Origin of the sequence: Paenibacillus donghaensis (assembly GCF_002192415.1) — a bacterium.
In the GTDB taxonomy this organism is placed as follows: Bacteria; Bacillota; Bacilli; order Paenibacillales; family Paenibacillaceae; genus Paenibacillus_AQ; species Paenibacillus_AQ donghaensis.
Genome location: NZ_CP021780.1, coordinates 4,195,483 through 4,221,575, shown reverse-complemented (window position 1 = coordinate 4,221,575; position 26,093 = coordinate 4,195,483). Strand labels below are relative to the sequence as shown.

Below are 26,093 nucleotides of genomic sequence, written 5' to 3'. Positions count from 1 at the left end.
AAAACAATCAAAACACTGTTATTTAGAGATAATCGCTCAAATGATTCAACCTATGATATTCTGTATTTGAGGTTACAACTTCAGAATTGAAAGTGATTGTGATTATGTTCATCTAACCATTCAACACCAGAATGTGAGGTGAAACCATGTTGGTAAATAAAGCCTACCAATTCCGTCTCTATCCCAGCCCAGCACAAGAAGTCCTCATCGCTAAAACCATGGGATGCTGTCGGTTTGTGTTTAATCACTTCTTAGCGAAGTGGAACGATAGCTTCCAAGCAACCGGTAAAGGATTATCGTATGATTCCTGTTCTTCGGAACTGCCGAATTTGAAGAAGGAACTCCCTTGGTTAAAAGAAGTCGATAGCATTGCGATCCAATCGTCTGTGAAGAACCTTGCGGATGCCTTCACTCGATTTTTCAAGAGACAAAACGATGCTCCCTGTTTCAAGTCCAAAAAGAACAAGGTTCAGGCGTATACAACGAAACACACGAGCGGAAACATTGCGGTGGACGGAAATCAGATGAAGTTACCCAAACTTGGACGTGTACGTTTCGCAAAGTCCAGAGAAGTCGAAGGTCGCATCCAATCCGCTACCATCCGGCGCAATCCTTCCGGTACATACTTTGTCTCGTTGGTAGTGGAAACCGAAGTGCATGCCTTGCCCAAAACCAACCAAGAAGTCGGAATTGATCTTGGGTTAAAGGATTTCGCGATTCTATCGAATGGTGAAGTGTTTGCGAATCCCAAGTTTCTACGGAAGATGGAGCAAAAACTCATTCGGGAAGAGCGGATCTTATCGAGACGGGTGAAGGGGTCGTCGAACTGGAATCAGCAGCGAATCCAAGTGGCTCGAATCCACGAACGTATAGTCAATGCCAGAACCGATTACTTGCACAAGATTTCAACGCACATTGTCAAAAACCACGACCTGATTGCGATTGAAGATTTGCAAGTCTCGAATCTGATGAAAAATCATAAGCTGGCGAAAGCGATTAGCGAAGTTTCTTGGTATCACTTCCGAACCCTGCTTGAATATAAAGCGAAGTGGTATGGACGCAGGGTGGTTACTGTAGGCAAAACCTTTGCCTCTTCACAGTTGTGTTCGTGTTGTGGAACCAAAAACAAAGAAGTAAAGGATCTGAAGCTACGACAATGGACGTGTACGAACTGTGGAACTCATCATGATCGAGATTTCAATGCCAGCCTGAATATTCTATCTGAAGGAAAAAGACTGCATACCGTGTAGCGATTACACGAACTGTCGGAACGACAGGGATAGCTTGGTGGTATATATTACCAATTCTGTTCGGTAGAACGGACTACCCAAGAATCTCGTGGCTTTAGCCTTGAGAGGTTCAAAGTAGACTCTAAGAAGCAGAGCCGGCAACAAGCTCCGCTTACGAGAATCAGAGGGAGGAATTGTGAATGAAGTACAGCTACTTGGGTAAATCAGGCCTCAAGGTCAGCCAGCTCTGTCTGGGAACGATGAACTTTGGCCCGGAGACGGAAGAGAAGGATGCGTTCAGAATAATGGATGCCGCGCTGGATGGCGGCATTAATTTCTTCGATACCGCGAACGTCTACGGCGGCCAGGAACGGCGCGGCTGGACCGAAGAGATCATCGGCCGCTGGTTCCGGCAGGGCGGTGGACGGCGCGAGAAGGTCGTACTGGCGACCAAGGTCTATGGTGACATGTACGATGAGCAGGATGGCCCCAATTCCGCAAGCGGCTTGTCCGGCTATAAGATCAGACGGCATTGTGAAGCTTCCTTGCGGCGGCTGCAGACCGATCATGTGGAGCTCTATCAGATGCATCATGTGGACCGCAAGGTATCCTGGAATGAACTTTGGGGTGCTTTTGAGATCCTGGTCCAGCAGGGCAAAGTGGATTATATCGGCTCCAGTAATTTCGCCGGCTGGCATATCGCGTCTGCGCAAGCGGAAGCCAAGGCGCGCCATTTCCTCGGCCTTGTCTCCGAGCAGCATCTCTACAACCTGCTGGAGCGGACGCCGGAGCTGGAGGTTCTGCCGGCTTCGCATGAGCTGGGGCTGGGTGTAATCCCGTGGAGTCCGCTGGCAGGCGGTCTGCTGGGCCGCAATGCGCTGGCCGGAACCGGCGTGCGCAGCGCCCGCAGTGCCAAGCTGGAGAAGCACCGCCCGCAGCTGGAGCAGTTCTCCGCGCTCTGCAGGGAGCTGGGCGAGCAGGAAGACCAGGTGGCATTGGCCTGGGTGCTGGCGAACCCTGCTGTAACCGCGCCGATCATCGGACCGCGGACGATCGAGCAGTTCGAGGACTCGCTGCGGGTCACCGAAATCGAGCTGGATGAGGACACCCTGAAGAAGCTGGATGAAATCTTCCCGGGACCGGGCCGTCCCGCGCCGGAAGCTTACGCTTGGTAAGCTTCTGATGCGTGAGCTGGCATGAAGGGAAGTCCGTGTGAACGGGTATCTGCATGGCAGGGGGCTTGTGTGAGGAGAAGTCCGCGTGACTGGGTATCTGCATGGCAGGGGGCTTGTGTGACGAGAAGTCCGCGTGACCGGGTATCTCATGGCAGGGGGCTTGTGTGAGGAGAAGTCCGCGTGACCGGCTGATCGCGTGGTGGGAAGTCTGTGCGTACGGGTGACCACGTGGCGGGACATTATTGTGAGCTGGAGGCTACGAGTCGCAATGCCCGCGTGACCGGTTGCCCAGCGTGGCAGGAAATCGCGTAACCATAAGACAGCCCGCAGGCAGACCTAGGGGCTGTCTTTTTGCTGCTGCTAACCTCCCAGGTTACTGATTGTCCGGGAATAGTTGCGAAACTGGTTACTACTTAGGACCCCAGCCATCCCCAAGTAGGTTTGCGCCTTCGGAGTAGTACAACAGAGGTGGCTATGGGGAAAAACTACCGAAAATACCTGGCTCATGCTCGATTGTCGTGGCTTATAGGGAAAAGTTACCACTACATCGTCCATTTAGGGCTATTCGGGGCGGATAGGACTTCATTAGTGGTAAAAATTCCCTATAAGCTCACCAGAACGTCCAACCTTCGTCCAACTAGCGGTAGAATTTCCCTATCGTTCCTCACTGGACCTAAGTAGTAACCGAAAACGCATCTAATTGGCGAGCATCAAAGTCTGATCGCCACATCAGTCCAATCCACCGAATTAGTTGCGAATCTGCATCTAATTAGAAGATTTTTTCTGTTTTAGAGCAAATAAGTGCGAAAACGCATCTAATTTCGGATTCTGAGCCTTAAACAATCGTTTTACTCGAAAATAGTTGCAGATTCGCACTTATTTACCCAATAACAGGAATTCCAGCTGAAATTAAATGCACTTTTGCATCTAATTTCTCTGAAATCTCTAGTGTAGCATTCTACATCCTCAGAGGGACCTAAGTAGTAACTAGTTTCGCATCTATTTGCTCTGAGAGTCCGACAACTAACTAAAATTGCCCTGCACTCGGTAACCCTACGATGCAATCACTAGCTATAGGACTATATGTGACACCTTGTTCTTTCGAGGAGGATGGGTAATGGAAATAAATTTGAAAAATTGGAGGGTTTAATGGACAAGTTGAACCAGAGTAGAGTTACAAACAAATCAACTACAAAACAAAAAGTTTTTTCAATAGTAAATGCAATGATTACCGGAGTAATTTTGGGTTTAGCAGCAAAACTTGTGGACAATCCGAATATCAACCCGATATTTGACAATATTGGTGGACGTCTTGGTATATGGGTATTTGTCGCAGCACTTTTATCGGTTTTCAGCTATTCGCCCAAATTAGCGGCTGTAAAAATATTCGCCTTTTTTGGGTCGATGCTTTCCGTTTACTATGCTTACACAGTGCTTTTTCTACATTTTTTCCCGGAGAGAGCCATAGTTTTTTGGAGTATATGCGCGGTGGTATCTCCTGTTTGTGCTTATATTATGTGGTATGCGCGTGGAAATGGATTATTTTCTAATATTGTTTCGGCCCTTCCAATCACAGTCTTGCTGTCAGAAGGGTTTGAATTACGTAACGCTTACTTACCCATTCACACTCATTACTATTTAGTTCCATTGCTTATGGGAATATATCTAATCATGATCGTTGTTCTGTTGCTTATCATTCCGAAAAACAAAATGCAATTTTTGTCCATTCTACCTATAGCCCTTATATTATCTTTTATCATGATCTATTTTAATGTTTTTGGTCTGATATTTGGTGGAATGAACGGTGTATTGTAGGGCGGTTCAAGCATGATTACAAACATCACGGCAGTACGCCATAAGGAGAACCTATGACCAGAACATTAGTAGTCAGTGACATTCATGGCTGTATTGAGGAATTTAACGCTTTGCTGAAGCTGATGGGCTACCATCCGCCACACGACCAGCTTGTTCTGCTCGGTGACTACGTGGACCGGGGGCCGGACAGCCGAGCGGTTGTGGAACGGGTAATGGAGCTTAGCCGGGAATGGGGAGCCGTGGTGCTGGGGGGCAATCATGACAAAATGGCTTATGATGCGCTGATGAACGAGGATGACAAGCTGGATACGCACTGGATGACTAATGGAGGTTTCCATACCCTGATGAGCTATTGCGCGCCGGAGCTTGCCGGACCCGTGTTTGGCTGGAAGGAATATATGGATGTAAAAGCAAAAATGAAACAGGAGTACGGGCACCATCTGGAGTTTCTGGGAAGTCTGCCGTTGTATCATGAGACGGAGGCGTATATTTTTGTACATGCGGGGATCGATCCATCCCTTGACGACTGGAGAAATACAGCGCCATACGATTTCATCTGGATTAGGGAGAAGTTCTTCCAGGTGCCGCTGCCTGACGCGGGCAAGTCTGTCGTCTTCGGCCATACCTCAACCGAAAGCCTGCATGGCACAGCTGAGATCTGGTTCAGCCCGGAGGGGGACAAGATCGGAATCGACGGGGGCTGCGCCTATGGCCATCAACTGAATGGGTTGGAGATTAGCGCAGAGGGCTTAAGAAGCTATTGTGTGCGGAAAGGCGAGGGTTAGTCCTTATCCGACCTTTTTCAGGGTGGAATCATCCCGGAAGGGTTTTTGCCGCGCCAACTTTCTGCAAAAGTTATATCATTTTATCTAATAGAAGTTATCATAATAAATGATGATCTTACTCATAACAGGGTGATTTACTCTGAATTAGCTCGTTTATAGTGCATATATTACATAATATAGATTATATACAAAATATTAGGATATCCCGAACTCGTTGATGGTTTCGATTAATTATGATAGCCTGAACTCATGTCGATCCGTTGCTGCTCTATCATCCTATCTTATCAGCTATGCAGTACGATCAGAATTACGGATATCAACAGAATGAAGTACTATTCAGAAGAGGTGGATATTGTTGCAATTACAAGTAACGAACAGTCCCTTTAGCGAGAGCCAGATTGAACTGCTTAACCAGCTTCTGCCCACTTTAACCCTGAACCAGCAGGTCTGGCTGAGCGGATATTTCGCCGCGGTCCAGAGTCAGTCGGCTGTAGCCGCAGCTCTTCCAGGCATAGGCGCCCCGGCAGGGACCGCAGCTCTGCCAGGCGCAGAGGACTCAGAGGCAGCAGCCGTCTCCGCTGCACCACAACCGGCAGCCCCCCAGAATCAGGCGGCGTTGCCTGCAGCCTCGCGCCAAGTGACCATATTGTTCGGCTCCCAGACCGGGAACTGCCAGCGCTTGGCCGGCAGCCTCTCCCGCCAGCTGGAGGAGCTGGGATTCGAGGTCACAACGGCTTCCATGAACGGCTTCAAGCCTAATGCGTTGAAGAAAGTCGAGCATCTGCTGCTGCTGGCAAGCACACACGGAGAAGGCGAACCGCCGGACAATGCGCGTTCGTTCCACGAGTTCCTCTACAGCAAAAGAGCGCCCAAGCTTGCGCACCTGAAATTCTCGGTGCTGGCGCTGGGCGACACCTCTTATGAATTCTTCTGCCAGACCGGCAAGGACTTCGACCAGCGGCTGGAGGAGCTGGGCGGACAGCGTCTAAGTCCGCGCGTAGACTGCGATCTGGATTATGATGAACCGGCTCAAGGCTGGTTCAGCCAGGTGCTCAGCGCCCTCAGCGGCGGCGGATTGGACGCTTCCCTACTAGCCGCCGAAACGGTACAGGCTGCGGAGCATTCGGAATCCCCGGAATCAATGTATTCCCGCAACCATCCATTCCAGGCCGAGGTGCTGGAGAATCTGAATCTGAACGGCCGGGGATCAGACCGTGAGACCCGGCATCTGGAGCTGTCGCTGGAAGGCTCGAATCTGACTTTTGAGCCGGGGGATTCCTTGGGGGTATACCCGCAGAATCATCCGCAGCTGGTCGAGGATATCATTCTCGCTATGGGCTGGGATCCGCAGGAAACCGTCCCGCTGAACAAGAAAGGCGAAGAAGGCTCCCTACGGGAAGCGCTGCTTCACCACTATGAGATTACGGTCCTGACCAAGCCGCTGCTGGAACAGGCGGCGCAGCTTCACATTGCACCTGAACTTCAGCGCCTGGTGACCCCGGAGTCGAGGGAGGAGCTTAAGGAATATATCAAAGGACGCGATCTGCTGGATCTGCTGCAGGATTTCGCTCCCTGGGACGTTCCCGCCAGCAGCCTGGTAACGATTCTGCGCAAGCTGCCGGCAAGGCTATATTCCATAGCCAGCAGTTGCAAGGCCAATCCGGAAGAGGTGCATTTCACTGTCAGAGCCGTGCGTTATGAGGCTCATGGCCGCGACCGCTACGGCGTATGCTCGGTGCACTGCGCAGAGCGGGTTCAGCCCGGAGACAGCCTGCCGATCTACATCCAGCACAATCCGAACTTCAAGCTGCCGGCAAGTCCCGAGGTGCCTGTTATTATGATTGGGCCGGGTACAGGTGTAGCCCCGTTCCGCTCTTTCCTGGAGGAACGGGAAGAGCTGGGAGTCCAGGGACCGAGCTGGCTGTTCTATGGCGACCGTCATTTCGTGACGGATTTCCTCTACCAGACCGACTGGCAGCGAATGCTGAAAGCCGGCGTACTCAGCAAGCTGGATGTGGCTTTCTCCCGCGATACGGAAGAGAAGGTGTACGTTCAGCACCGCATTCTGGAGAACAGCCGTGAGCTGTACCAATGGCTGCAGGACGGCGCCCATGTGTACATCTGCGGAGATGAGAAGCATATGGCGCATGATGTTCACAGCGCGCTGGTCACCGTGATCCAGGAGGAAGGCGGCGTGAGTGCCGAGGAAGCAGCGCAGTATTTGGAGAACATGCAACAGGCACAGCGCTACCAGCGTGATGTCTATTGAATATAGATAACAGTCAGGGAATGACTTCGGAAGGAGATTGCACAATGGCAGACAAAGAGAAGGCTAAGCCGATCGGCGGGCCTCCAAGCGATGTGGAGCATATTAAGCTGGACAGCAATTATCTGCGGGGGGCGTTGGTCGAAACGCTAAGCAATCCGATTACCGGCGGGCTGCCGGAAGACGATAACCGTCTGCTGAAGTTCCACGGAAGTTATATGCAGGATGACCGTGATCTGCGTAATGAACGCGAACGGCAGAAGCTGGAGCCGGCATTTCAGTTCATGCTGCGTATCGTGGCTCCAGGCGGCGTGGCTACTCCGGCGCAGTGGCTGGTCATGGACGACTTGGCTCAGCGATACGGCAACGGTACATTGCGGGTAACTACGCGGCAGGCTTTTCAAATGCATGGTGTGCTCAAATGGAACCTCAAAAAAACCATTAAAAGCATCAACGACACCTTGATGACAACCCTCGCAGCCTGCGGCGACGTGAATCGTAATGTGATGAGCAATCCTAACCCTTACCAGTCCGAGGTGCATGCCGAAGTCTATGAATGGGCACGCAAGGTCAGCGACCACCTCTCGCCGCGGACTCCGGCTTACCATGAAATCTGGCTGGACGGCGAGAAGGTAGTCGACAGTCTCCAGGAACAAGCAGAGGTAGAGCCGATCTACGGTCCGGTCTACCTGCCGCGCAAATTCAAGATCGGCCTGGCTGTGCCGCCCTCCAATGACGTGGATGTGTTCTCGCAGGATCTGGGCTTCATCGCCATTCTGGAAGAAGGCAAGCTGGCCGGATTCAATGTGACGGCAGGCGGCGGAATGGGCATGACCCACGGTGATACCAGCACTTATCCGCAGTTGGGCCGGATCATCGGCTTCTGCCGTCCGGAGCAGCTGATTGATCTGGCGGAGAAGACGGTCACGATCCAGCGCGATTACGGCAACCGATCGGTCCGCAAGAATGCGCGCTTCAAGTATACGATTGACCGGCATGGGCTGGAGTGGTTCAAGGAGGAACTGCAGGAGCGGCTTGGCTGGCAGCTGGAAGCCGCCCGCGACTATCATTTCGACCACAACGGCGACCGTTACGGCTGGGTGAAGGGCATCAACGGCAAATGGAATCTGACCCTGTACGTGCAGAGCGGGCGGATTCATGACCAAGGCGACTACAAGCTGATGACCGGTCTGCGTGAGATTGCCAAGATTCACAGCGGTGATTTCCGGCTGACTCCGAATCAGAATGTGATGATTGCCAATGTGAGCAACGCCAAGAAACGCAAGGTGGTTGAACTGGCGAAGGCATACGGGCTGACGGACGGCGCCCACCTCTCCGCCCTGCGGAGAAGCTCCATGTCCTGTGTAGCGCTGCCAACCTGCGGATTGGCAATGGCTGAGGCCGAACGTTATCTGCCTTCCCTGGTGGATAAGCTGGAGCTGATCATTGATGAGGCCGGGCTGCGGGACAAGGAAATTGTGATCCGCATGACGGGCTGCCCCAATGGCTGTGCCCGCCCGGCGCTGGGCGAGATTTCTTTTATCGGCAAATCTCCCGGCAAATACAATATGTATATGGGGGCCGGGTTTACGGGTGACCGGCTGAACAAACTCTACAAAGAAAGCATCGGCGAAGAGGAGATTGTGGAGACATTGACTCCGATTCTGCACCGGTATGCGAAGGAACGCCTGCTGGATGAGCATTTTGGCGACTTTGTTATCCGCAGCGGATATGTGGAGGCTGTCAGCTCCGGTCTTAATTTCCATCATTAGTACTAAGGGCCGGCCGAGCCGGAGTTGAATCACAGGGGTGTCCTTTGAGCCGATAACGGCAGAGGGGCACTCTTTTTACATGAAAAAAGGAAAGGTTTCTTTAAAAAATTTGGTTTTTTGGTGGTTTTACAACATAATATATAAAGTGTTATCAAATTATACAAAGAGCCATCTCCGGATAACAAGGTGCGCTCTGTACAGAAGAGGCGATACTTATGATCATCATGAAGACCATGGAACAAATTGAGAAGATGCGCGCAGCGGGCAAGATTCTTGCCGCCTGCCACCGGGAAATCGCTCAGCTGATTAAGCCCGGCATCACCACCTGGGAAATCGACCAGTTCGCGGAGAAATTTATATTGTCCCAGGGAGCAACCCCTGAACAGAAGGGATACCACGGGTATCCTTATGCCACCTGTGCGTCGGTGAACGATGTAATCTGTCACGGCTTCCCGAAGCATGAGCAGCTGAAGGACGGGGATATCGTGACCATTGATATGGTAGTGAACCTGAACGGCTGGCTGGCGGATTCCGCCTGGTCCTACAGTGTAGGCACCATCAGCGAGCAAGCCGACAAGCTGCTGCAGACGACCAAGGAATCGCTGTTCAAGGGCATTGAGCAGGCGGTTACCGGCAACCGGATCGGTGATGTGGCCCATGCCATCCAGGTGTATGCCGAATCGAACGGCTTCTCCGTCGTACGTGACTTCATTGGCCATGGCATTGGCTCGGAGATGCATGAAGCGCCGGAAGTCCCGCATTACGGTCCTGCAGGCAAAGGGCCGCGGCTCAAGGAAGGGATGGTATTTACCATTGAGCCGATGCTAAATACCGGCAGCCACCGGACGAAGGTAGATGCCGATGGGTGGACTGCGCGGACGATTGACGGCGGATTGTCGGCACAATATGAGCATACCCTGGCTATCACTCCGCATGGAACGGTGATTCTGACTGAGCTGTAGCCTTGCGCACAGCAACTGCCAATCTGCATGTTCATGACCTTGTCATGATGCAGATTGGTTTTTTTTGAAATATAAGAATTTATATGTGCACGCTATAATTTATCCTTCTATTTCTCGCAGAAACGGACGCCGCCTCTTTCAGAGGACGGCGTCCGTTTCTACTTGTCTGAATGTGTCGAAATTCACGGCCTTGTTTTTTTAAAACGAATATAATGGACGGAAGACGTATAGAACCAGAGAAGACAGAGAGGATCGTAGTGATGTCGAAGGATATCGTGTGCAAGAATCAGCATTCCTCCCCCAGCCCTTCGCAGTGTATGGAGCATTATGGCTGTATCTATGAGAATAACCATCTAATCACATTGGTTGTGAACCCGGAGACCGGTACCATCCGTGATGCGAACAGAGCGGCATGTCTGTTCTATGGTTATGAGCTGCGCGAATTCAGAAAGCTGCAGATTGCGGATCTGAACTGCCTGGAAACGGAGAGAGGACTGGGTCATTTCCTGAAGCAAGCCCTGGCGGCAGGCGGAGGAGGGATGCAAAAGAACCGTGTGTTTAAGGAACGGCACCAGACAGCCAGCGGCCAAATTATTGATGTGGAGATCCATACAGGCCTAATCACACTGCTTGGCAGTCTGAACATTTACACAGTAATCCATGATATCAGTGACCGGGTAAGGTCGGAGAATAGGCTGAAGGAGAGCGAGGAGAGATACCGCGACCTAGTGGAGCTGTGTCCGGAAGCTATTCTGGTATACAGCGGGGGTACGATTCTGTTCGCCAACAGGCAAAGTGAAGTGATGTTCGGCAAACCGCGCAATGAGCTGCTTGGCCAGAGCATCGGCGCTTATTTCAGTGAAGAGGATATCAGCAGCGCGGAATATAACAGTCTGCGTTCCCGGGGAATGACCGGCAAGGATTGCTTTCGGATCGAGCAGCGGTTCGTAAGATATGACGGCTGCATTTATGATCTGGAAATTTCCGGGGCTCCTATTATGTATGAAGAGACGAAGGCACTGCAGCTGGTGTTCAGGGACATTACGGAGAGCAAGAAGGAGATTGCCAGCGCGGTGAAGCTTCAGGAGCATCGTCATGCCGTCGCATTCCCGCTGGAGCAGAGAGCCGTGCTGGACAAGCTCTATATTCCGGCTGCGGCGCTGAGCGGAGATTTTTTTATTTTTCAAAAGCTGGATGAGCAGCGGGTGATCGGCATGATCGGCGATGTAACCGGCAAGGGCATAACCGCTGCGCTGAATATCTCAGCGCTGAAGGTGCTGTTCTCCGGCAGTCTGCTGCATTACACCGAACCAGTGCAGGTGCTGCAGGAACTGAACCGCAAGGCGATGCAGTTTCTGGGCGAGGATTATACAGCGGTCTGCTGCTTTCATCTGGATTTCAGCATGGGCCGGCTGCAGGCGGCGGGAGCCGGAATCAATGAATTCCTGTATGTGCCGCAAGGGCATAAGGTGCAGAAGATGACGGTCAAAGGCGCCCCGCTGGGGATGTTTGAGAACAGTGAGTTTGATCAGATTACACTCCCCTTCCAATCCGGTGATACATTTTGTTTCTACAGTGACGGGATGGATCTTTTGTTCAACAGTGATGAATTATGCCTGGACTACAATTATTTAGTCAACAGAATCTGCCTTAACGCGCTGCAGGATGATTGTACCTGGCTGAGTCTGAAGATTAAGTAGATTAGGAGGGAAATATGGAAGTAGTTCAGAATGAAGTGGTCTTGTACGGTTTGGACCAGCATCAAGGCATTATTGACCAGATTATTCAAGATATGAGAATCGAAGCGGATGCCTTTGACGTAAAGCTTATCCTGGTAGAAGCTGTAACGAATGCCTATTTGCACGGGAATTTATGTGACTGCAAGAAACCGATCAGCATTCGTTACATTCTGCAGGACGGCCAGCTCCATCTGCAGGTGCAGGATTGCGGAGACGGAACGGAGCAGATCCGTATCCCGGAAACCATCGATCCGCTCCAGCTTCTGGAAGAGGGGGGGAGGGGGCTGTATCTGATCCGCTGCTGCTCGGACCGTGCAGAGATGATCCGCAATACGATGTTTGTCAGCAAAAGGTTGAAGCAGCCGCAGCCGTTTTAATGACAGGTCATTGGCTTATGTGAAATAAAGGAGAGTTCATGGTGAAATTAAGTTTGAAAGTTAAAATTAGTATTTTTCTATTGTTAATCATAGGGATACCTCTGACGGTATCTGGCATCATTTCGCATAATCTGGCTTCCCGGGCGTTGCAGACGACCATTGAAGAGGAGCTGCGGGAAACTACCGGCTCCACAGCAAGAGCTGTCGACGATGCCCTGGAGAAGGTCAGCAACTACCTTAGAATTGCGGCCCAAAATAATACATTAGCCGGGTATACAGCCACACCTGCCGATGGTAAGGTAAAGAACAGCGCTTATCAATACATATCTGATGTTCAGAAAGACAACAAGGGTCTGCTCGAGTCCCTGATCCTTGCCGACACACAGGGGAAGGCACTGCTCACAAGCAGCAGTGAAGCACCGCAGCTTAGTGTGCAGGACCGTGATTATTTCCAGCAGGCCAAGTCCGGTACGGAGGCTGTCAGTGAAGTGATCGTGTCCAAGGACAGCGGCCATCATGTGGTAGCCATTGCCCAGCCGCTGCGGCTGAACGGGGAGGTGACCGGCGTGCTGATCGGTACGATCGTGTTCGACACTCTCTCGGAGCCCGCGGCACAGGTCAAGATTGGCGAACACGGCTATGCTTATATGGTCGACCCTAACGGCTTGATCGTCTACCACCCGGAGAAGGGCAAGATTCTGCAGGAGAATCTGGACGATGACAGCAATCAAGAGTTGAACGAATTGGTGCAGCAGATGAAGGCCGGGGAGACCTCCAGCGGATTCTATACCTATGAAGGGGTCTACAAATACGTTGCTTTTCAGCCTGCAGGCAACTGGATGGTAGCCTCCACGGCCAACTACAAGGATTATATGGCGGCGGCAACGGAAATCCGCAACCTGACACTGCTATTCACCGCCGGATGTATTGCGGCCGCACTGCTGATAGCCTACCTGCTGACCAGCCGCAGCATCATCAGACCGATCAAGAAGCTGGAGAAGGCCATGATGCTGGCCGGGGAAGGCGATCTTACCGTGCATACGTCCATCAACACCGGCGATGAGCTGCAGGAGCTGAGTGACTCGTTCAATACGATGATTGACAAGCAGGAGCTGATTATTGAGAAGGTCAGATCCGGCTCCGAAGTCCTCACCTCCATGTCGGAGGAGATAGCCGCATCCTCGGAAGAGATCAGTGCTTCCATCGAAGAGATCAGCTCCAGCACCCATGAGATTGCCAGCGGGGCAGAGAACAATAACTGTTCGGTTGTGAATGCTTCCCAGGTGCTGGTTCAGCTCTCCAGTCTGGTGCAGATGGCCCAGAGCAAGGCGGCGGCTACCTCAAGCAATGCCAACCTGACGAATCAGGCGGCCAAGGAAGGCCGGAGCATGGTAATCAACACAGTGGAAGCGATGGATACCATCAGCCGCAGTACCCGGGAGACCGAGGAGCTGCTGCAGCAGGTGAATGAGCTGTCGGACAAGGTATCCGCCATTATCGGCACCATCAATGCGATTGCCCGCCAGACGAACCTGCTGGCCTTGAATGCCGCTATTGAAGCTGCCCGGGCCGGAGAGCATGGCAAGGGCTTCAGCGTGGTTGCGGGAGAAGTACGGAAGCTGTCGGACGAAACGCATACCCGCAGTACCGAGATTTCGGTGCTGGTGCAGGATATGGTTGCCCAGACGGAGAGGGCTGTAACGGCCATGCGGGGCGCCTCCGAAGCGGTCACCGAGGGTGTGAAGATTGTCAACGAAACCGATGCGGCCTTCGTCAATATTATTGAGTCGGTGGAGTCGATTACTTTGAATGTGCGGGAGATATTGGATATTACCAAGGATGAGGTGGCAACCTCTGACCAGATCATTAAGCTGATAGATTCCATGGGCACGATATCGGAAATAGCGGCAGCCAACAGTGAAGGGGTATCCAGAGCGATTGAAGAACAGGCGGCAACGGTCGAGAATTTCGTAGCGTCAGCCCAGGAAGTCAGTGCTATGGCCAATGAACTGGAAATCCTTGTAGAGAAATTTATAATCAGGGGTGAGCAGGATGAGTGAGATCATCATCACAATGCCGGAAGTCTTTTCGGTGGAGGAAGCAGGACTTTTTAGAGAGAATATACTGGAGTATTTTAATGATGGAACCAACCGCTTTCTGCTTGACTTCAGCTATTGCAGCTTTATCGACAGCACGGGACTTGGTGTTATTGTCAGCACGTATAAGAAGTGTTTGGAGAGTGGAGGGCAAATCAAGCTGAAGGCGTTGACTCCCAATGTACTGAAGGTGTTTGAACTGACCCGTCTGGACCATATTTTTGAGATCGTAGCCTAAGTTATAGCATTAATCACCTCTGCAGGCAGCGGATGTTATCCAATTCAGGATGGCATCCGTTTTTTTAAGGACGCCGAAGCCGTTTCTACTTACATCTCTTAATTTAAAGCGTTTTCAAGTGTGTCAAGCAAAGTTTTGGATTTGTTCTCATAGATTGGTAGATTGTTAATATTTGGTGAATACAATTGACCCTAGGAAAAGGTAGTTCTATACTCCTATATGTAAGCGTTAACATTAACGCGGGATGTTATATAAAGGAGATGTAGTGATGCACAAACCGCTTTCATTTAATGCCTTCGTTTTTCTGGGTCTGGGTTTCCAGTACGCTCTGATGCACCTGTTTGCCTGGGGTGATACGATTGTCATTACTGAAATTGAGCTGGTCTGTTATATCGTCTACTCCGCAGCAGGCCTTGCCGGATTCATCTATAAGGGCAGGCGGACGGTGGCAGAGTCGGTCTCTGCGATGATTCCCTTGTTTTATTCCGTGCTGTGGACGGTGGCTCTCTGCTCCCATTTCTATAAGGAGAGTTATCCGGACACTTTTACGCTGATGATATCCATGGGGCTGTTCTCTGCACTGCTGGCGATGGTGATGGAGATCCGGGTGATTGCCAAGGCTTGAATACGCTGTACTTACTAGTTCTTTACATATTGATTTCTGTCTTCAAAAAGAACCGGCAGCTGTCCACTTGGACGGTTGCCGGTTCTTCTTGTGCAAGCGGGTAACCTCAATCGGTTATATTCCTGGTATAATATTCAATGATATCCTTGCGGCGGATAATCCCGAGGAACACACCTTCATGATCTACGACAGGGACGAAATTCTGGTCCGCAGCCAGCGTCAGCATATCCTCCATCTGGGCGTTAATCGGTACACTTTCATTATGGACATGGTTCTGGATCGCACGGACCGGCACCTCATGCAGATTGTCGAAGGCCAGCTCCGGTGTGTGCTTCAACTTCCAGAGCAAATCGCCTTCCGATAGTGTTCCAACGTACTTTCCCTCTTCGTCTATAATTGGAATGGCTGTGTAATAATGCTGTTCCAGTTGTTCAAGGGCTTCGTGCATGGAGACGGAAGAGGTGATGTAGGCCACCTGCTCCTTGGGCAGCAAGAATGAGGATATTTCCACAGACTACAACTCCTTTGCGCTGAATGTTGGTAATCGAATACTTACATTAAACCATATTCAGGCCAGAAAGCGTATTCGAAAAAAGTTGGCTTCCCAGTTTCGGATCGAGAAAGGGAGCTACAATGAATAAACAAGAAGCGCTGCAACTGCTGAAATACCATGCATTCTGCGATGAAGATGTGCGTGCTGGAGCAAGGCGGAGCGGAAGAAGCATTCTGGGGATACCGGGAGTATATGTGGGAAAGGGGGCTTGCAGGTGAGTGAATTAAACATATATACTCATGAATTGTTACTACTTAGGACCCCAGACATCCCCAAGTAGGTTTGCGCTTTCGGAGTAGTACAACAGAGGTGGCTATGGGGAAAAACTACCGTTAATACCTGGCTCATGCTCGATTGTCGTGGCTTATAGAACTAACTCTTGAGCATGTACTTGAGTAACGTTGATCTGAATTGCTCCTTGGAACGCCGATTGGTGGAATGAGAGGCAAAAAGGCCTTTGAATTGCTCTGAGGAGTGCCGGGGATATGGTGCAGCCGCAGGTTCCCCGTCCGGTCAGAGCAGGACGGGGAGCCTAAGCGGCAGCCCCTTAGTATTCGTTATACATAGCGGCAATCCGGTCGTAGTCCTTCGTCTGCGTCAAGGCAAGTGACAGCAGGATGCGGGCCTTCTGGGGAACCAGGCTGTTGCAGGGGATGGAGTTGGACGACAGATCGATATAAGCATCCTTCAGCGTAATTCCGCTGGAGATCCGCGAGCAGCGGACGACAGGGATGTTGCTCTGCTTCAGCTCGCCCACCTTGTCGATCCAGGATTTGCTGTAAATACCGCCGCCTGCGCCGGCAATGATAATGCCTTGCGAAAGAGTCGCCAGGTAATCGAGAATGCCAGGATTGGCGTCCACGTGGAAATAAGCAACGGATACCTCGGGCAGCGAGGATAAGGCGGAAACGTCGAACTGGGCGGCGGTAGTATGCTTCTTCAATGTGCGTGTATAGAAAAAAGCCTCACTGTCCCGCATATACCCCAAACAGCCGAAATCCCGCTCATCAAAAGCGTTGGCCTTGAAGGTGTTCACCTTCTGCACATCCCGGCCGCTGTAAATGCCTTCAGCAAACACGACCATAACGCCCATGCCACAGGCTTCAGGATTGGCGGCCAGGGCAACCGATTGGTAGAGGTTGAGCGGACCGTCCGCGCTAATCGCGGTGGCAGGCCGCATCGAGCCGGTGATGATCACCGGTTTATCGGTCTTGAGCACCAGGTTGAGGAAATAAGAGGTTTCATCCAGCGTGTCGGTCCCGTGAGTAATGACGAAGCCGTGGATGTCATCTCGGCCTGCCAGGCTGTTAATTATTGAAGCCAGGGTCAACCAGTGGCTTACGGTAATATCGGCACTGCACAGATTACTGACCTGAATGCCTGCACAGTTAGCCACCTCATCCAGGTGGGGAACGCTGGCCAGCAGATCGCTGATCGGCAGTGCTCCCGGTTCATAATTAAGCGTCTTATGCGCTTCGCCGCTGCCGGCAATCGTGCCGCCGGTGGCAAGAATGACCACATTCTTAAGCTCGGGATTATAGGTGGAGAGCGTCTTGAAGTCAACGGTAGTTAATAAGCTGTTCATGATCGTATTCCTTTCGGGCAAAGACTATATGTGAGAAGGTAACCCGGAACGGCCAAGAAGTCAATGCCAAATAATTACAGACATTCGGCCAGAAGGCAGGACAAGGCTGGATAGAATGGAGACAGGAAACAATGAAGCTGTTGATCGCAGAGGATGAAGCAGATATCCGGCGGCTGATGCGGGACACGCTGGAGCCTCGGGGACATGTTGTATTGGAAGCCAAGGATGGGGTGGCGGCGCTGGAGCTGGTGCTGAACCATCAGCCGGATCTGATCCTGCTGGATGTGGTGATGCCGCGACTGGATGGCTTCAATCTGCTGCGCAAGCTCCGCAAGATCAGCCATGTGCCGGTAATCATCGTCTCCGCGAGAGGCGAGGAGATGGATAAGCTGCTGGGGCTGGGGCTCGGTGCAGATGATTATCTGCCCAAGCCGTTCAGTCCGGCTGAGCTGGCAGCGAGAGTGGAGGCGCAGCTAAGACGCAGGCTTGTGTATGACTGCCCGCCTGCCGCGCAGCGCGATCGGATTCAGATCGGTGAGCTGCTGCTGGATACCAAGGCGTGCACCCTCCACATCGGAGAACATTCCGTCCCCCTCTTGGCCAAGGAGTACAAGCTGCTGGAATGGCTGATGCGTAACCCAGAGAGAGTCTTCACCAGAAAAAAGCTGTACGCTGAGGTGTGGGAGGATGAGTATTGTTATGACGACAATACGATAATGGTGACCATAAGCCGGCTGCGCAGCAAGCTGGAAGCGGACCCGCGGAACCCGCGTTATCTGGTAACCGTACGTGGTCTTGGCTATAAATTCAGCGACGGAAGTATTGCTCGATGAGAACACAGCGTATCTCATACCGGCTGCTGAAGAATTACATGTTGATATTCCTCGTTACCACGCTGGTGACGGTGCTACTGCTAATGGGTCTGGCCGCCAGCGGTATATTCCATACGGAGGACAGCATCTACCAGCGGCTGACGGCTGAGAAGCTGATACAGAGCGATTACCGCAGTATTCCAACCGCAGAACTTCTCCGGCATGGCGGCGGGATGCAGGTGGTGGATGCCGACTACAGGGTAGTTTATTCGGTCGGTCTTCATCCGCTTCCTTCAGATCGACTTAACGCCGGGGAGTTCACCGATTTCCTGACGGCCAGTTCTGCTGCCCAGGAGGTCATTACAGTATCTTATGAGCAGCAGCAGCAGTTCTGGCTGGTGGTTTCTTTGCCGATTCAGCTGAAGCTTGCCGCCAGCATGAGCCTCAATTTGAACTCTCCGCTCGGAAAAGAAGCGTAGTCCTGCGGGATGCCGCGGGCAATAATGCGCACAGGCAGTGCTCCCAACTGTTGTCCCCGAATAGCATCTTCTGTTGAAACGGCCCACTCGGCTTCCATCGCGGTATGAAGCTCCTGCACAATGTTGGCTCCGCTGCGCTCCGTATCCGCGCGTTCGCTCCAGGCATAACCTGCACGATCGTAGCTGACTACGGTCGCAGATTCGGCCAGTTGCTCTGGGATGTCTCGCCAGGACAAACTGGTTTCTCCGCTGCCTGCTTCCAGCAGAATGGTCGGCGAGCCGCTGCCCTGCTTATGGATATGCAGACGATAGCCGCCTGCTTCCACCAAGGTGCCCGGAGCGGGATAATCGGACTCTACTTGACGGGAGGCGAACCATTCATAGATGAAGCCTGCGGCGACAGCCAGGACAAGCAGGGACAGGAAGCTGAGCAGAATAGTTACCCATTTAGGTTTACGTTTCTTGCTCTTTAAGTTTGTGGTTTGATTCATGTGTAGTGTTTCCTTTCTGGTTTAATTTAATACAGTGTATTAATTAAAGTGATTATAGCACATTGTATTATAAAAAGAAAAGCAGGTATAATGGAACTATGCCAAAAATCGTAGATCATGCTAAACAGAAACATCTTGTCGCTGAAGCCGCATTAAGAATTATCCGCAGGTCCGGCCTGGAGCAGGCTACGGTCCGCAATATCAGCAAAGAAGCCGGGCTGTCTGTAGGGTCCATGCGTCATTATTTCTCCACGCAGGCAGAGCTGTTTGCGTTCTGTATGAACCTGTTTGTGCAACGGGTCCAGTCACGAGTGGAGGCGTTGCCTTCCGAGGGCCCGGTGGTACCTAATCTGAAACTGGTGTTGATGCAGTTCGTGCCGGTGGATGAGGACAGAATTATGGAAATGGAGGTATGGTTGTCTTTTAACGCCAAAGCGTTGATCTTTCCGGAGTTAAAAAGATTAAGCGAGGAAATGCAGGCGGGGTTGCAGCAGGCTTCACAGTTTGTGATCGACACCCTTCTGCAACAGCAGCTGGCGAAACCCGGTCTGGACGTGGAACTGGAGGTTGAGAAGCTGAATGCGCTGGTCGACGGGCTGGCGATCCACCAGCTGATGCACCCCGGAAGACTGGATGCTGGCCGCAACGAGTCTATTATCGAGCAGCATTTATATAGCCTATGCAAAGTGGAAGAGTAGCTGCTGCTTGGGTAATCGTGGATATTAGAAAAAATGGCTCCGCTGTCCTCTGAATGAGGGGCAGTATCCGTTTCTGCGATAAATAGAAAGGTGATTTATGGAGAGTACCCTATACATTCTTCAAATTCAATAAAGGGCTGCCCCGGAAATCGGGACAGCCCTTTGCGCACATGGAGCGATAGGGAGTTATTACCACTGAGAAATTCCGTTACTACATAGGTCTCAGCGGAGGATTTAGAAGGTTACTCCGGATCGTTAACGCAAATAGATGCGAAAGTGGTTACTACTTAGGACCCTGCGACACTCCAAGCCCTTGAACTAGGTAACCTGCATTCTAGCGGACCGTATAGCCCCTATTTCCTCCTATCAGCGATATTTTGACGTCTTACGGACCGTATAGCCCCTAAGTCGTCAAAACAGGCTCAAAAGCGAGGGTTTTCTGTGATATAGAGGCTCCTGGGTCCGTTAATCCTGCAAAACGGCCTATGTACAGCAAATAGAGGCTCCTGAGTCCGCAACCGTCTGAAATCGAAGCGAGGGTTACGAGCGAAGAGGGCTAGGGGACCTAAGTAGTAACCACTTTTTCAACTAATTCCATGGCCCGGACTTAGGAAGCCACTACGAAGTTAAACTTCGATATTCTCATCATATGGAGCCCTAAGCAGTAACGAAATTCCCATTAATCATACGGGTTGAAATCATACGGAAGTTAGCCGAGATTGCGCCGGAATCCAACTTAGCATTCATAGACCATGTTCTATAGCGTGCAAACGTAGGTCGGTTCGGCTGACCTTGTATTGCAGCAGGTCCGTCAGCCTTCGAGACGGGCAAGCTCTTTACGCACAATGGGCGCTACCCGCGTGCCCAGCAGCTCAATCGCCCGCATGACCTCCAGATGCGGCATTGTGCCGACATTGACGTGCAGGAAGAAACGCGAGACGCCCAGGTTACGGCGCAGCAGAATGATCTTCTCGGCGACATATTCGGGGTCGCCGACATACAGCGCGCCGCGCAGGCTGCGCGCGGCATCGTAGGTCGCGCGGCTATATGGCTGGCCCCAGCCGCGTTCGCGGCCGATTACGTTCATCTGCGCCTGTGTCGGCGCGAAGAACTTCTCGGCGGCTTCATCGGTGGTATCCCCGACGAACCCGTGCGAATGGGTGGCAATCTGCAGCTTGGCCGGATCATGGCCAGCCCGCACGGCCGCCTGCTTGTAGAGGTCTACCAGCGGTGCGAACTGCTCAGGCATGCCTCCGATGATCGCAAATGCGATCGGAAGGCCCAGCATGCCGGCGCGGATCGCCGATTCCGCGTTGCCTCCGCTGGCGATCCAGACCGGCAGCGGTGTCTGTACCGAACGGGGGTAGACCCCCCGGTTCACAATCGCCGCACGGTGGCCGCCCCGCCAGCTGACCTTCTCGGTATCGCGGATCGCGAGTAGAAGCTCCAGATTCTCCTCAAACAGCTCGTTGTAATCCTCCAGGCTGTATCCGAACAGCGGGAAGGATTCGGTGAAGGAACCGCGACCAGCCATAATCTCGGCCCGGCCGTTAGACAGGCCGTCCAGTGTAGAGAAGGCCTGGTATACGCGCACCGGATCATCCGAGGACAATACGGTGACGGCGCTGGTAAGCCTGATCCGCTGGGTCTGGGTAGCCGCGGCTGCCAATACAACCGCAGGTGCCGTGCCGGCGTAATCGGCCCGGTGGTGCTCACCGATCCCATAGACATCGAGGCCAACCTGATCTGCAAGCACAATCTCTTCGACTGCCTGCCGCAGCCGCAGGGCATGGCTCATGATTTGCCCGGTGTGCGGGTCGGGTGTTGTTTCCAGAAAAGTGCTGATTCCTATTTCCATTGTGCCGGGTGTTTCGGCCATTATAAACGCCTCCTTCAAGTACCTTTATCATACTATAAAAACTAATGTATCTCAACTTTAGTAAGTTAATTTCCGCTTTCTCTTGTTTAACTTGCCCGTTTTGGTGTTATACTTCCTTCCAAGGATGAGGCCACTGGATTGTGGTTAAGTGAGGCTACTCACTTCATAGAAGTATTTGACAAGCATGACGTTGTAATTGATCTGGTAAGCCCTAAAGGCGGAGATGTCCCGCTGGACCCCAAAAGCCTCGGTGCCGTCCTTGACAAAAGCACCAAAGCTTATTTCGAGAGCGCCGAATTTATGGGCACGCTGAAGAACACCATGACACCGGAGCAGGTAGACGCGGAAAGTTATGATGCCATCTATTTCACCGGAGGCCATGGCACGATGTTTGATTTCCCGGATAATGCCAGCCTGCTGCAGATTAGCCGAGCAATATATGATAAAGGCGGTATCGTATCGGCAGTATGCCATGGCGTAGGCGCTCTGCTGAACATCAAGCACTCCGACGGTACTCCATGGATATCCGGCAAGAAGCTGACCGGCTTCGCCAATATTGAAGAGAAGATGGCAAAGCAGGAGGAAGGACGCTTGATTACCGGCCAGAACCCGCAATCCGCCAAGCGGTAGGCCAGCTTGTCAGGGATTTGCTTTTTGTATAGTATAGACGTAACGTTTCAGGATATCCTTAACTTTATAAAGGAGTGATTAGAATGCCCATTCATGCGTATCTGAATTTTGCCGGGAATTGCCGGGAAGCGGTGGAGTATTATGCCAAGGTATTTAAAACGGAGAAGCCGAAAATAATGTCCTTTGGTGATATGCCAGACAATCCGCAGTACCCGCTTCCGAAGGAAGCCAAGACTATGGTTATGCATACCCGTCTTGAAATTCTTGGCAGTACTGTTATGTTCTCGGACGTGTTTCCGGGTATGCCCTTTACAGTTGGCAGCAACATCAGCTTGTCGGTTGTGACGGACAACGCAGAAGAGCTTAAGACCGCGTTTCATCAGCTGCAAGAGGGCGGTAAGGTGGAAATGGAGCTGCAGGAAACATCCTGGAGCGTATACAATTACATAAGTTCATGGTAGAATGAATTTGTGGAGCGTGAATATTAATGGCGAATGAACTAGTATGTATATTTAACAGAAAATCCAGATCAGATGGAGATACGGATTCTACACTATCGAATCACCGCACCATTACAACCGATTTATGTCGTCGTATTGGCGTTCGATATACCGAGTCTTCGACTTATGAAGAAATTCTCTCTGGCGGAACCAAATTTGAAGAGAGAACAGAACTATTGCGTATGATGCGAGACATTGAAGCCGGACTATATCACGCAGTTGTTGTAGTTGAACTTCAACGTTTGGCAAGATCGGGTCACTTATCTCAAATGATAGCTGATGTGCTCGAAAAAGCAAACTGTTTAATTATAACTCCAACCCAGACTTATGATCTACGAAATAAGGAACACAGGTTAATGTATGATATGGTTTCATCTCTCGGCGTATATGAACTAAAAACGACTGATAACCGTATGAGGGATGGCTACATTAACAAAGCTAAGGCGGGACATTACGTTTCCGCACAACCACCCTACGGATATGACGCCGTATGGGACGATTTTATTAAAAGGAAACACAGGACTCTTGTTCCGAATGACAGAGCGAAGTATTTACAACTAATGTTTCAACTGGCAGAAGAGGGATATTCACTTCGAGATATCAAAGCGGAACTAGATGGCAGAGGCATTATGTCATCATATGGAAATAAGTGGTACATAAGAACGATACAGCACATATTGAACAACAAACAGTATCTTGGAATATTGGTTGTACGTCTAACAGATAAGTATACGAAGGAAGTTTCGGAAATTATAGAAACACATAATGCCTTTCCTGCACTAGTTTCTGTTGAACGATTTATTAGAGTGCAACTTGCAATTAAGGGTCGATTGAGTGGAGATATGGAGACTCGAACACGCTCCAGGGGATTGGTCAGAACAATACTTAAAGACCTTGTGTTCTGCAATGTATGCAATAGAAAAATAGGTTACACAACAAGTGTTAAGCGGAAAGATGTACTCGTTGTTAAGAAATGCGAGTGCGGTAATAGGGGTGTAATGGAGAGTACTCTTAAAGAGAAGTTTTATCAGCAACTAGCGTTCATTGAGCAATATTGGAGGGAAGAGTGGGTCAGGGTTCTTAATGGTAATATTGGTTCCGATACAAATGATTTGGAGGAAAAATTAGCCGATCTGGAATCGAATAAAAGTAAATATACTGCTCGACTAAAGAAACTGTCAGATGGTTTCTTAGACGGATTATTTGAGAAAACTGAGTTCCTAGAGAATAAAAAAGCGATTACAGATGAAGTTGAAAATATCAACAAGTCCATTTCAGAAGTTAAAATACAATTGAATGCAACTGATATCGAATCACTAAATGTTCAAATGGAAAGTAGGTTTACAGTTCTAGATAAAATAAAGGATTCTGCGGACATTAAGGAATCAAATCGTCTATTGAAGCTCATCATTGAACGTGTTTATTATCAAAGGGAGTCCGATAAGATTACTTTAATGATTGCTCCAAAGTGAGAATAATCTGAATGAACACTGTTACTGTGTGTTGTGTAAATATAATTTTAAAACATTGAATCAAATGAAAAAAATGCCCCCAAATGGATTAATCTCCAAATGGGGGCATTTTGTATATCTAATTATTTTACTTAATGAGTGGGGTAGAGGCTACTACTTTATCCGCAATCCTAATTCCTTGTTCGATTATTATTTCAATCAAATTCATCTCTTGATTACTCGGTTTTACTCCATATTTCTCGCAAATACTAACTACTATTTTTGATGAAAGTGCAATTTTATCATCCTTTGAAAGTGTGCCATTGACGTATGTATTAACATAATCAACAACTTCATCGGCAACGTCTAGGACAAAGTTTGCTTTATTTTTATATTGATCGGCAATAGGAAGGATATCGATAACCAGACGTTCAATATTAGATAGACTAAGGATAGTCTCAATATTTTTACTTGTAAGAACACCTTTTTTCTGAAGCCAAGGAATGACAAAGAATCCTGTCATAACGAGCAGGACTGCACCACCAATAATATAGATATCATTCATATTTTTAATCCCCTTTTATTTATACGTATTTTTACTTTAATAAAATTTAGCTAATATACAATTTCTTATTCTCATTATCCCAAGTAACCCTATGACCCAATTCCTTTAGGACACTTACAGGAATATAGTTAGCATTATCCTTCATGAATCCTTCAACTACACTATTGTCCTTGGTCAGAATCATCTTTACTGTTTGCACTTCTTCATCATCCTTTATTGTTGATTGTGTTGTTTTCGTATCATCTTTTTTAACAGTATCGAAGATCCAATACTGTTTACACTCAGCACTAAATACTGATTCTTTAGATTTAACTTTTCCATCATCTTTGACTCCTTGGTCAACAAGGCCATCTGAACCATATCTTCTATTACTATGGTTGGGATCATAAACATCAATCCAGGCACCGTTGATGCCAACAAGAAGGATATAGTGTCCACCACCTGTAAAGTGACCTTTTTTCATGGAGGCGATAACCAATTTTCCTTTAGAAAGAGCAGTTTTGACCTCATTAAGCCCAGATGTTTGGGAACAGGTCAATCCGTGCTTTTCAGCGATGCTAGAGAAGAATCCCCAGGATGTTCCCTCATTACTTGTACGAAACCCATTTTCAATAGCGTATTTTGCTGCCATAGTAGGAAGAAGAACATTGTTGGTCAATGTACTAATAACCATTGCAGCGCTTGTGGGGCCACAAGCAGAAGCTCCTATAGTTTGTGTTGTGTCACCGCGACTGGAGTACATCGTATTTTTCCATTTTGGATTTTTTTGACTGTAATAAACTATTTCCTTCATTTAGACTATCTCCTTTTACAATTTATATGATATAATTTCTTTGGGACAACTTTACTGTGGATGCTCAAGCAGGGCGATACAATAATGTTGTCTTTTATTGTTCTGGTTTATCTTCATCTTTTGTTGCTGCTTCAGCCCTGTCCTTGAAAATTGTAAATATCTTTTTATAAATCGGAGGGATGTTAATTTTCATCCTTCCATAATTTTCAAATATACTGACTAATTCATTTGATATCCAAAAAACAATTGTGCCATTCATGACCAGATTCATATTTAGGGCTAAATCAATTCTATGGCCCAATAGAACCATTAACAGCATCATGCCTTTCTTTATCAATCCCCAAAATCCAATACTGCTTTTTAATCCTTTCCCAGATTTTAAACTTGCAACACAACCTGAAATATAATCAATCGCAAACATCAATAGTAATATTTCCAATAGTCCACTCCAACCTCCAAACGAATAGGACAAAATTGATCCTCCAGCACCTGATAACGCATAGAGAAAAGAGTAGTCTTTGTTCGCCAATAGTTTAAAATTAAAATCTTTCAATTTAGTTCCCCCAAAATAAAAGAGA

Annotated in this window: 26 protein-coding genes; 19 read left to right on the top strand and 7 right to left on the bottom strand. The window is 49.8% G+C overall.

Going from position 1 to position 26,093, the window contains the following annotated elements; all coding sequences use genetic code 11:
• Window positions 1-146 precede the first annotated feature (146 nt).
• The 12 genes from tnpB (at window position 147) to B9T62_RS19425 (ending at window position 15,079) form a co-directional block, all read left to right on the top strand.
• On the top strand, window positions 147-1,250 hold the full coding sequence (tnpB, locus tag B9T62_RS19480) for an IS200/IS605 family element RNA-guided endonuclease TnpB (protein WP_087916808.1): 1,104 nt from the start codon (window positions 147-149) through the stop codon (window positions 1,248-1,250).
• A 179-nt stretch (window positions 1,251-1,429) separates the two neighbouring features.
• Entirely contained in the window at window positions 1,430-2,404 is a 975-nt protein-coding gene (locus tag B9T62_RS19475) for an aldo/keto reductase (RefSeq protein ID WP_087916807.1), read from the top strand.
• 1,110 nt (window positions 2,405-3,514) lie between these two features.
• Entirely contained in the window at window positions 3,515-4,219 is a 705-nt protein-coding gene (locus B9T62_RS19470) for a hypothetical protein (RefSeq protein WP_087916806.1), read from the top strand.
• Between the two features lie 53 nt (window positions 4,220-4,272).
• Window positions 4,273-5,004, top strand: coding sequence for a metallophosphoesterase family protein (locus B9T62_RS19465; RefSeq protein WP_087916805.1), 732 nt, complete (start codon window positions 4,273-4,275; stop codon window positions 5,002-5,004).
• A gap of 355 nt (window positions 5,005-5,359) precedes the next feature.
• Window positions 5,360-7,273, top strand: coding sequence for an assimilatory sulfite reductase (NADPH) flavoprotein subunit (locus B9T62_RS19460; RefSeq protein ID WP_087916804.1), 1,914 nt, complete (start codon window positions 5,360-5,362; stop codon window positions 7,271-7,273).
• A gap of 44 nt (window positions 7,274-7,317) precedes the next feature.
• On the top strand, window positions 7,318-9,042 hold the full coding sequence (gene cysI, locus B9T62_RS19455; protein ID WP_087916803.1) for an assimilatory sulfite reductase (NADPH) hemoprotein subunit: 1,725 nt from the start codon (window positions 7,318-7,320) through the stop codon (window positions 9,040-9,042).
• A gap of 215 nt (window positions 9,043-9,257) precedes the next feature.
• On the top strand, window positions 9,258-10,004 hold the full coding sequence (map, locus tag B9T62_RS19450) for a type I methionyl aminopeptidase (protein ID WP_087916802.1): 747 nt from the start codon (window positions 9,258-9,260) through the stop codon (window positions 10,002-10,004).
• A gap of 260 nt (window positions 10,005-10,264) precedes the next feature.
• Entirely contained in the window at window positions 10,265-11,704 is a 1,440-nt protein-coding gene (locus tag B9T62_RS19445) for a SpoIIE family protein phosphatase (RefSeq protein WP_169834408.1), read from the top strand.
• Between the two features lie 14 nt (window positions 11,705-11,718).
• Window positions 11,719-12,120, top strand: coding sequence for an ATP-binding protein (locus B9T62_RS19440; protein ID WP_087916800.1), 402 nt, complete (start codon window positions 11,719-11,721; stop codon window positions 12,118-12,120).
• 53 nt (window positions 12,121-12,173) lie between these two features.
• Window positions 12,174-14,180 (top strand): methyl-accepting chemotaxis protein, encoded by a 2,007-nt coding sequence (locus B9T62_RS19435; RefSeq protein WP_245864500.1) that lies wholly within the window; start codon window positions 12,174-12,176, stop codon window positions 14,178-14,180.
• Window positions 14,173-14,454 (top strand): STAS domain-containing protein, encoded by a 282-nt coding sequence (locus B9T62_RS19430; RefSeq protein WP_087916799.1) that lies wholly within the window; start codon window positions 14,173-14,175, stop codon window positions 14,452-14,454. The genes B9T62_RS19435 and B9T62_RS19430 overlap by 8 nt, the downstream gene beginning before the upstream one ends.
• 268 nt (window positions 14,455-14,722) lie before the next feature.
• Window positions 14,723-15,079, top strand: a complete 357-nt coding sequence (locus B9T62_RS19425) for a hypothetical protein (RefSeq protein ID WP_087916798.1) — start codon at window positions 14,723-14,725, stop codon at window positions 15,077-15,079.
• A 106-nt stretch (window positions 15,080-15,185) separates the two neighbouring features.
• Here the strand turns inward: B9T62_RS19425 and B9T62_RS19420 are convergent, their stop codons facing one another.
• On the bottom strand, window positions 15,186-15,590 hold the full coding sequence (locus B9T62_RS19420; protein WP_087916797.1) for a CBS domain-containing protein: 405 nt from the start codon (window positions 15,588-15,590) through the stop codon (window positions 15,186-15,188).
• 122 nt (window positions 15,591-15,712) lie between these two features.
• Between B9T62_RS19420 and B9T62_RS39315 the strand changes: the two genes are divergently transcribed.
• Window positions 15,713-15,850, top strand: a complete 138-nt coding sequence (locus tag B9T62_RS39315) for a hypothetical protein (protein WP_157793931.1) — start codon at window positions 15,713-15,715, stop codon at window positions 15,848-15,850.
• A gap of 329 nt (window positions 15,851-16,179) precedes the next feature.
• Here the strand turns inward: B9T62_RS39315 and B9T62_RS19415 are convergent, their stop codons facing one another.
• Window positions 16,180-17,217, bottom strand: coding sequence for an asparaginase (locus B9T62_RS19415; protein WP_087916796.1), 1,038 nt, complete (start codon window positions 17,215-17,217; stop codon window positions 16,180-16,182).
• A gap of 131 nt (window positions 17,218-17,348) precedes the next feature.
• Here B9T62_RS19415 and B9T62_RS19410 point away from each other — a divergent pair, with 131 nt between their 5' ends.
• Together B9T62_RS19410 and B9T62_RS19405 are read left to right on the top strand one after the other, a co-directional pair.
• Window positions 17,349-18,050: a response regulator transcription factor gene (locus B9T62_RS19410; protein WP_087916795.1), complete on the top strand. Its 702-nt coding sequence runs from the start codon at window positions 17,349-17,351 to the stop codon at window positions 18,048-18,050.
• A complete protein-coding gene (locus B9T62_RS19405) occupies window positions 18,047-18,508 on the top strand; it encodes a hypothetical protein (protein ID WP_087916794.1) in 462 nt (153 codons plus the stop codon). Before B9T62_RS19410 ends, B9T62_RS19405 begins: the two co-directional genes overlap by 4 nt.
• On the opposite strand, the gene B9T62_RS19400 is transcribed toward B9T62_RS19405, so the two are convergent.
• Window positions 18,445-18,999: an alpha/beta fold hydrolase gene (locus B9T62_RS19400; RefSeq protein WP_425436671.1), complete on the bottom strand. Its 555-nt coding sequence runs from the start codon at window positions 18,997-18,999 to the stop codon at window positions 18,445-18,447. The genes B9T62_RS19405 and B9T62_RS19400 overlap by 64 nt on opposite strands.
• A 98-nt stretch (window positions 19,000-19,097) precedes the next feature.
• Between B9T62_RS19400 and B9T62_RS19395 the strand changes: the two genes are divergently transcribed.
• Complete coding sequence (locus tag B9T62_RS19395; RefSeq protein ID WP_087916793.1) at window positions 19,098-19,697, top strand: TetR/AcrR family transcriptional regulator; 600 nt, start codon at window positions 19,098-19,100, stop codon at window positions 19,695-19,697.
• A gap of 811 nt (window positions 19,698-20,508) precedes the next feature.
• Here the strand turns inward: B9T62_RS19395 and B9T62_RS19390 are convergent.
• Window positions 20,509-21,576: an LLM class flavin-dependent oxidoreductase gene (locus B9T62_RS19390; RefSeq protein ID WP_425436670.1), complete on the bottom strand. Its 1,068-nt coding sequence runs from the start codon at window positions 21,574-21,576 to the stop codon at window positions 20,509-20,511.
• A gap of 138 nt (window positions 21,577-21,714) precedes the next feature.
• Here B9T62_RS19390 and B9T62_RS19385 point away from each other — a divergent pair, with 138 nt between their 5' ends.
• The 3 genes from B9T62_RS19385 to B9T62_RS19375 all read left to right on the top strand — a co-directional run bounded on the left by B9T62_RS19385 (window position 21,715) and on the right by B9T62_RS19375 (window position 24,178).
• Window positions 21,715-22,206 carry a type 1 glutamine amidotransferase domain-containing protein gene (locus B9T62_RS19385; RefSeq protein WP_245864499.1) on the top strand — a complete coding sequence of 164 codons (492 nt, stop codon included), beginning with the start codon at window positions 21,715-21,717 and terminating at the stop codon, window positions 22,204-22,206.
• Window positions 22,207-22,289: 83 nt separating this feature from the next.
• Window positions 22,290-22,667 carry a VOC family protein gene (locus B9T62_RS19380; RefSeq protein ID WP_087916791.1) on the top strand — a complete coding sequence of 126 codons (378 nt, stop codon included), beginning with the start codon at window positions 22,290-22,292 and terminating at the stop codon, window positions 22,665-22,667.
• A gap of 26 nt (window positions 22,668-22,693) precedes the next feature.
• Window positions 22,694-24,178: a recombinase family protein gene (locus tag B9T62_RS19375; protein WP_087916790.1), complete on the top strand. Its 1,485-nt coding sequence runs from the start codon at window positions 22,694-22,696 to the stop codon at window positions 24,176-24,178.
• 127 nt (window positions 24,179-24,305) lie between these two features.
• On the opposite strand, the gene B9T62_RS19370 is transcribed toward B9T62_RS19375, so the two are convergent.
• The 3 genes from B9T62_RS19370 to B9T62_RS19360 form a co-directional block, all read right to left on the bottom strand.
• A complete protein-coding gene (locus tag B9T62_RS19370) occupies window positions 24,306-24,722 on the bottom strand; it encodes a hypothetical protein (RefSeq protein ID WP_087916789.1) in 417 nt (138 codons plus the stop codon).
• A 46-nt stretch (window positions 24,723-24,768) separates the two neighbouring features.
• On the bottom strand, window positions 24,769-25,515 hold the full coding sequence (locus tag B9T62_RS19365; RefSeq protein ID WP_087916788.1) for a C39 family peptidase: 747 nt from the start codon (window positions 25,513-25,515) through the stop codon (window positions 24,769-24,771).
• 94 nt (window positions 25,516-25,609) lie between these two features.
• Window positions 25,610-26,068 carry a phage holin family protein gene (locus B9T62_RS19360; RefSeq protein ID WP_245864498.1) on the bottom strand — a complete coding sequence of 153 codons (459 nt, stop codon included), beginning with the start codon at window positions 26,066-26,068 and terminating at the stop codon, window positions 25,610-25,612.
• Window positions 26,069-26,093: the final 25 nt, after the last annotated feature.